This is a genomic window from Cupriavidus sp. 05N38, from assembly GCF_056397345.1.
Map to the genome: position 1 here is coordinate 85,867 of NZ_JBFTNF010000027.1, position 6,958 is coordinate 92,824.

Sequence of the window (6,958 nt, forward strand, 5' to 3'; positions counted from 1 at the left end):
CCCGTACGCGCCCTTACACCATCTCCTGCGATCGCACGGTGTCGCGCGCATGCCGGGGATCGCCCGCTTCGACCGCGGCCAGGATCTGCGCGAAGGCCGCGTCGGCCTCTGGCATCGGCAGCAGCATCCATACGTGGAACATGCCCTCGTATTCGAAATAGCGCAGCGGCAGACCCTGCTGCCGTGCCAGCTCGCGAAAGAGGCGGCAGTCCGGCAACAGGATGTCGTGGGTGCCGATGAACAGCGTGGTCGGCGGCAAACCCTGCAGGCTGCCGTTGATGGGACTGACCTGCGCCAGCGTGACGGGATCGTCTCCGGCGTAGACGCGGCCGCATTCGATGCCGCCTGGCCGCGACAGCATCAGGTCCAGCGGCTCGATCGCGTCGATGCCGGGATTGCTGCCGCCGGCGTCGAGAAACGGTGACAGCAGCACCAGCCGGCCCGGCAGCGCCAGGCCGGCGTCGCGCGCCAGCTGCGCCAGCGCGAGCGCCATGCCGCCGCCGGCGGAGTCGCCCATCACGGTAAGRCCGGCGGGATCGTGGCCGTGCACGAGTCGCTCGTAGAGCGGCATCAGGCCCGCAAAGACCTCACGGTGCGTATGCTCCGGCGCCAGGGGGTAGATCGGCACGATCACGGTGGCGCCGAGTTCGTCGACCAGCTTGCCGACGAACTCCCAGTGCTGGCTGACGATGTCGAACACGTAGCCGCCGCCGTGCAGGTAGAGGATGCGGCGACCGCTGCCGGCGCCGCGCGGCCGCACGGTGTAGACCTCGAAATCCACGCCCGCAATCGCTTCCGAGCTGACTTCATGGCGGGCCAGCAGCCTGGCAGAAGGCTCGGCGCGACCGGCCTTGCGGCGTCTGCGAATTTCCTCGTGCAGCGCCTGCGCGCTGGAAAAACGGTGCTTGCGCCGGACCAGGCGCAGTGCGAGCCGCCACAGGCGGCACTGGATGCTGGGCATGACGATCTCCCGGAAAGGCGGTGCCGGCCTGCCTGGCGGCTGGCCGGGGACGGCAAGATACTGGGGAACGACTGCGGCGGATACAAAAAAGGAGCCGGCGGGCGGCTCCTTCTTCAAGCTGGATTCAAGCTCTGTGCAAGCTCGAAACAGTCACCGGTCAGGCGGCRGCTGCGTCCTTCAGCTTCTTCAGCGGGCGTACCTTGACCTTGACGCTCGCCGGCTTGGCCGGGAACCAACGCTCTTCACCGGAGAACGGGTCCTTGCCGAAGCGCTTCTTCTTGGCCGGCACTTGCTGCGCCGTGACCTTCATCAGGCCGGGCAGCGTGAACTCGCCGGCGCCCTTCTTGTGCAGCGCGCTGACGATGGTGTTTTCCAGATGGGCCAGGACCGTCTTCACGGCTTTGGCATCCAGCTCGGTCTGTGCTACCAGGTGAGCGACCAGGCTCGACTTGTTGAAGGTGTCCTTCAGCGGGCGCGCGGTCGGCGCAGCAGCAGCGGTAGCCTTCTTGGCCGGCGCGGCCTTCTTGGCGGCAGCCTTCACGGGTGCCTTGGTTGCCGGTGCCTTCTTGGCAGCGGTCTTGGTTGCAGTCTTCGCGGTCGGGTTCGCTTTGGTCGCCATATCGATAGAGATGAGTTGAACAAAATCGTGCCGCGCGGGATGTGGCATCCGATTTCGCCCGGCTCTTGGTCGGGCGTCATCGGCGCGCGGCAACGACTGAATCATAGCGGAAACAAGCGCACGTCAAGGGGTTTTCGTACATGCCGATGCAAAAAGCGGGGTTTTCCCCGGGTTTTTTGGGGGTTTTTGCTCCGGCGTCCAGCGCTTGTGTCGCGCGCAAGCACCACCACGCATCGAATTGACCCCTGAAAACAAGGGAAAAACACGAAATCGGCGAGCGGGAAGACCGCGCACGCACGCGCATTCGCTGCGCCATCGGCGGAAAAATCCGCGCGCGCSCCGGGAATGGCGAGGCTTCCCGGCGCGCGCACCGGCCCTATCCGCGCAGCTCGCGCCGCAGGATCTTGCCGGTCACGGTCTTCGGCAACTCGTCGATGATCTCCACCACGCGCGGGTATTTGTACGCCGCCATGCGTTCCTTGCACCAGGCCAGCAAGGCCTCCGGCGTAGCGCTGGCCCCCGGCTTCAGGCTGACCACGGCCTTGACGGTTTCGCCGCGGTAGGCATCCGGCACGCCGACCACCGCCGCCTCGCGCACCGCCGGATGCGTATAGAGGACGTCCTCCACTTCGCGCGGCCAGACCTTGTAGCCAGCGGCAACGATCATGTCCTTCTTGCGGTCGACCAGGTAGAACCAGCCCTGCGCGTCCATGAAGCCGACGTCGCCGGTATGGAAATAGCCGCCCGCCATCGCGCGTGCCGTCTCCTCCGGCTTGTTCCAGTAGCCCGGCACGATCATCGGCCCGCGCGAAATGATCTCGCCGACCTCGCCCACCGGCACCGGCTGGCCCGCATCGTCGCCGATAAAGGCGTCGACATTGAAGGCCGGCACGCCGATCGCCAGGGTGCCCGAAGCCGGGTCGACCGGCGCCTCGCGCCCGAGTGGCACCACGTGCGTGGGCGAATTGGTCTCGGTCAGGCCGTAGCCGTTGTGGATATAGTGGCCGAACCTGGCGCGGAACTGCTCCACCACGCTCGGCGGGATCGGCGCGCCGCCCGAGTAGATCCTGGTCAGGGTGGCGAAGTGCGCGCGGGTAGCGTCCGGGTGGTTCATCAGCGCGATGAACACCGTGATCGAGCCGATGGTGAACTCGATGCGGCGCTCGCGGATGGCCTCCAGCACCACGCCGGGCTCGAAGCGGCAGGCCAGCACCAGCGGCGCGGCGCAGATGAACGCCGCTGCAATATGGCCGACCAGCCCGGTGATATGGAACAGCGGCGCCACGCCAAGGATGGGGCCACCCTCGCGCAGGCCGATCCAGTCGCGGTAGACCTGCGCATTGAACGCCACGTTTGCATGCGTGTTCATCGCGCCCTTCGGCACGCCGGTGGTGCCGGAGGTGTAGACCAGCATGGCCAGGTCGTCCGGGCCGCATGCGGCCGGAGGCGGCCGCTGGCCGCGATGCGCCTGCGCCAGCGCGAGCAGGTCGGGCACGCCGGCGGCGGGCTGACGCCGGGCCGCGGCGAACACGCGCGCATCATCGCGCGCCTGGAAATCCAGTTCGGAGGTAGTGATGACCGCGGGCAACGCCAGCGGCGCTTCCTGCCCGCCCTGCCGGTTCGTTTCCGCCTCGAACAGTGGCTTCACCACCTCCGCGTAGAGCGATTCGTGGCAGATCAGCGCCCTGGCGCCAGAGTCCGCCAGCACCAGACGCAGTTCGCGCGCACGGTTCATGGGGTTGACCGGCACGGCGATGGCGCCGAGTTTCCAAGCGGCAAGCAGGCCGATGACGAACTGCGGCACGTTCTGCAGATAGAGCGCGACCCGTTCGCCGCGCGCGCAGCCGCGGGCAGACAGCGCCACCGCCAGCGCGTCGGAGAGTTCGTCCAGCTCGCCATAGCTGAGCGTGGCGTCGAAATAATGGATCGCCGGGCTGGCGGGCGCGCGGCGCGCGGCGTCGCGGAAGATCGACAGCGCGTCGGTGTACTGCGGGGTGATGGCGTGCGGCTGTCCCGGGTTGTAGCTCGACAACCAGGGCTTGGCTTCGTAAGGGGTCATGAGGTACCTCGATTGGCACGGCTGCCGGATGCCCAATGCCGGATGCAGCGCGGACGGCATCCGGCAGCCATTGACGGCGGTTGCGGGAGGAACGCAGGCCGGCGCACGGCCGGCGTCGGCGGCAAGCTTCCTTACTTGATCACCACCGGATTGACCGGCGCGCCGCTACCGTTGACCACCTTGAGAGGTGCCGCCGTGTAGAGGAAGGTCCATTGCTTGTCTTCCGCGCAGTCGTCAGCCAGCGGGTCGAGCTGCGCGATCTCGGTCAGCGTCACGCCGAGGTTGCGCATCAGCGCATTATGCAGCGGCAGGACCACGCCCGATTCCGGATCCACCGTGACCTCGTTGGCGATCGTGTCGGTGACCAGATTGGGGATCTCCATGCGATGGAACCATTCGACCAGTTCGGGGCTATAGGTCAGGCCCGGTTCGACGAAATTGCGGTAGAACTCGGCCTGGTCGCGCTTGTAGAACGAGCCGATCCAGCCGGTGCGGACCACCAGGATGTCGTGCTTCTCGATGCGCACGCCCTGGGTTTCGGCGGCAGCCAGCAGGTCATGGTGGGTAAAGGTCTCGCCCGGGTCCAGCACCGCCTTGCCGCGATGGCGCGCCATGTCGATCAGGACGCCGCGCCCCACCACCCCGCGCTCGGCGATGGGCAGCACGCTGGCTTTTTCCAGTCCGCCGATGGTGGACCTGGCATCGAATCCGTTCCACAACTGGTCGCCGTACCAGACGTGGCCCAGCGCGTCGTACTGGGTGGAGCCCTGCAGGTACATGATCATCATGTCGTCGGCGTACTCGGCCTCGCCGGGAAACTTCGGGCCCTTGCCGCACAGATAGTGGCCCTTGTCCATCACGTTGAGGCGGCGCGCCTGCGAACGCCCCGGCCAGACCGGATCGCCGGCGGGATTGCCCATCTGGATCTGCAAGGTGAAGGTCTTGCCCGAGCGCACCGATGCCACGCCGCGCAACACCTCGGCCCGCGTGAGGTAGTTCAGCGAACCCACCTCGTCATCGGGGCCCCATTTGCCCCAGTTCTTCGGCGCATCGCGCAACAACTCGGCTACCAGCGGGGCGTTTTTTGATTCCATGCCTGTCTCCTGTCTGAATGACCTTGCGAGAGAGAATGACCCGGAAGATGAACGCATCGCACCGGCCATGCCGCTCGCGCATGGTTGGTCATGCGCCAGGCAAATAAATAAGAACGGTCGTACGTTTTTTATTGTTGGCTCAGTTTAGGACCCGGGACGGGACGTTGTCCACACATGGAAACCCGTTCGGAAACTGCCTAAGGCGAGTGGTCCGCTCCCGGGACCTCGCCGAAGTTCAGGGCGCAGTTCCCGAAGCAAGGACGCAACGCCTGGCGCGATCGCACGCAAGCGCGGGGCCGGCGGCGCATCCGGTCGAGGTAGGCGCAGCCGGCCCCCAATTTACTGGCTGGCGGACTTGCGCAGCGCCGTGGCCATGGCCTGCATGGCGACCAGGTAGCCATCCACGCCCAGCCCGCAGATCACGGCCGTCGCCGCGCGCGAGATCAGCGAATGCCGGTGCGTTTCTTCCCGCTTGTGGATATTGGTGATGTGCAGCTCGATCACCGGCCGATGGATCAGCCGCACGGCATCGAGCACCGGGATCGAGGCGAACGAGAAGCCGGCCGGGTTGATGATCACGCCGGCGTCGCGCTCGAACGCCTCCTGCAGCCAGTCGACCAGCGTGGCTTCGCTGTTGGTCTGGCGGAACTCGCAGGCGAGTCCGAGCGAGTCGGCCAGCGCCTCGACCTGCTGCCGGACTTCGGCGAGGGTCGTGGTGCCATACAGGTGCGGCTCGCGCTTGCCCAGCATGTTGAGGTTCGAGCCGTTCAATACATAGACGAGTTTGGACATGATGGTGTTCGGAACGCTAGAAATTCAGTGAGTCTTGCTGATGCCGGGCTGCGCGAAAGGCTCGCGGCCGACGATATTCGCGGCGGGGTCGACCGCGGGATCGACACGGTTCATGTCGATGCCGAGCGTTTCCGGCGCGGTCAGGATCATGGCCAGTGAGACCAGGTTGAACACCGCGCAGACGGCCACCACGCCCCACGGAGAGCCATTGCACACCGCGAGCAGCCACACGGCTACCACCGGCATCGGGCCGCCGGCGATCAGGTTGGCGCCGGTATAGGCCAGCGCGGAGCCCGAGTAGCGCACATTGGTAGGGAAGGCTTCGGCGAATGCAACCGGCTGGATGCCGCTCTGGAACTGCGTGAAACCGAGGAAGAGGCCCATGATCGCCAGCATCGGGACGAAGCTCTTCGTGTCGAGGATCGCGAAATACACGAACAGGATCAGCAGCGTGGCAATCGAGCCGATGGCCAGCGCCTTCTTGCGCCCGATCTTGTCGCTGAGCATGCCGCCCGCCATCGCGCCGAAGATGGCGCAGACGTTGGCGCCCATCAACAACAGGAAGCCAGTCTGTTTCGGTACTGCGAGCGTCTTGGTGATGTAGCTCAGCGAGAACACCACGATCAGGTAGAAGATCGCCGCCGGGCCGCAGAAGAACAGCATCCAGCGGATCACGGTCTTGTAGTGGAAACGCAGGGCATCGCGCAGCGGATTGCCGGCTTCGGCCACCTGCGTCTTGCGCAATTCGACGAACGCCGGCGTTTCGCTGACCTTGAGGCGGATATAGACGCCCACCACCACCAGCACGAAGCTCAGCAGGAACGGAATGCGCCAGCCATAGGATTCGAAGCCATCGGCCGACATGGTCGACGCCAGCAGCAGCAACACCCCGTTGGCCAGGATCTGGCTCAGCGGCGAGCACAGGCCCAGCAGGCCGGAGTACTTGCCGCGACGGTCCGGGCTGGCGTGCTCGATCGCCATCAGTTGCGCCCCGGTGGACTCGCCGCCGAGCGCGAAGCCCTGCAGGATGCGCAGCGCGACCAGCAGCACGGGTGCCCACACGCCGATCTGCATATAGGTCGGCAGCAGGCCCATGAGCACCGATGACAGCCCCATGATCGATACCGTGCCCAGCATGAGATTGCGGCGCCCGAGCTTGTCGCCGAGATGCCCGCAGATGATGGCGCCGAGCGGCCGGGCCGCCAGGCCCACGCCGAACGTGGCCAGYGACGCGAGCAGCGCCGAAGTCGGATCCATCGCCGGGAAGAACAGCTTCGGCAGGATGGTCGCCGCCAGCGCCCCGTACAGCGTGAAATCGAACCATTCCAGCGCGGTGCCGATCGTGGCGGCCGTGACTGCCCGCGTGCGCATCGCCGCGTGTGAATGGTGCTGGGTCTCGTCAATCATATTGTCTCCTTCAATCCGTCATGCTG

General features: G+C 66.1%; 6 protein-coding genes. All 6 read right to left on the minus strand.

Annotation, left to right across the window (positions count from 1 at the left end):
- Positions 1–13 precede the first annotated feature (13 nt).
- On the minus strand, positions 14–961 hold the full coding sequence (locus tag AC1DK4_RS20030) for an alpha/beta hydrolase (protein ID WP_441615211.1): 948 nt from the start codon (positions 959–961) through the stop codon (positions 14–16).
- A 157-nt stretch (positions 962–1,118) separates the two neighbouring features.
- A complete protein-coding gene (locus AC1DK4_RS20035) occupies positions 1,119–1,580 on the minus strand; it encodes an HU family DNA-binding protein (protein ID WP_441615422.1) in 462 nt (153 codons plus the stop codon).
- A gap of 376 nt (positions 1,581–1,956) precedes the next feature.
- Complete coding sequence (locus tag AC1DK4_RS20040; RefSeq protein ID WP_441643294.1) at positions 1,957–3,639, minus strand: class I adenylate-forming enzyme family protein; 1,683 nt, start codon at positions 3,637–3,639, stop codon at positions 1,957–1,959.
- A 131-nt stretch (positions 3,640–3,770) separates the two neighbouring features.
- On the minus strand, positions 3,771–4,733 hold the full coding sequence (locus AC1DK4_RS20045; RefSeq protein ID WP_441615207.1) for a cyclase family protein: 963 nt from the start codon (positions 4,731–4,733) through the stop codon (positions 3,771–3,773).
- Positions 4,734–5,072: 339 nt separating this feature from the next.
- Positions 5,073–5,525 carry a type II 3-dehydroquinate dehydratase gene (locus AC1DK4_RS20050; protein ID WP_441615205.1) on the minus strand — a complete coding sequence of 151 codons (453 nt, stop codon included), beginning with the start codon at positions 5,523–5,525 and terminating at the stop codon, positions 5,073–5,075.
- Positions 5,526–5,549: 24 nt separating this feature from the next.
- A complete protein-coding gene (locus AC1DK4_RS20055) occupies positions 5,550–6,932 on the minus strand; it encodes an MFS transporter (RefSeq protein WP_441615203.1) in 1,383 nt (460 codons plus the stop codon).
- Positions 6,933–6,958: the final 26 nt, after the last annotated feature.

Coding starts and splice junctions, on each gene's coding strand:
- AC1DK4_RS20040 (WP_441643294.1), bottom strand. CDS start 3,639: ATGACCCCTTACGAAGCCAAGCCCTGGTTGTCGAGCTACAACCCGGGA.
- AC1DK4_RS20045 (WP_441615207.1), bottom strand. CDS start 4,733: ATGGAATCAAAAAACGCCCCGCTGGTAGCCGAGTTGTTGCGCGATGCG.
- AC1DK4_RS20050 (WP_441615205.1), bottom strand. CDS start 5,525: ATGTCCAAACTCGTCTATGTATTGAACGGCTCGAACCTCAACATGCTG.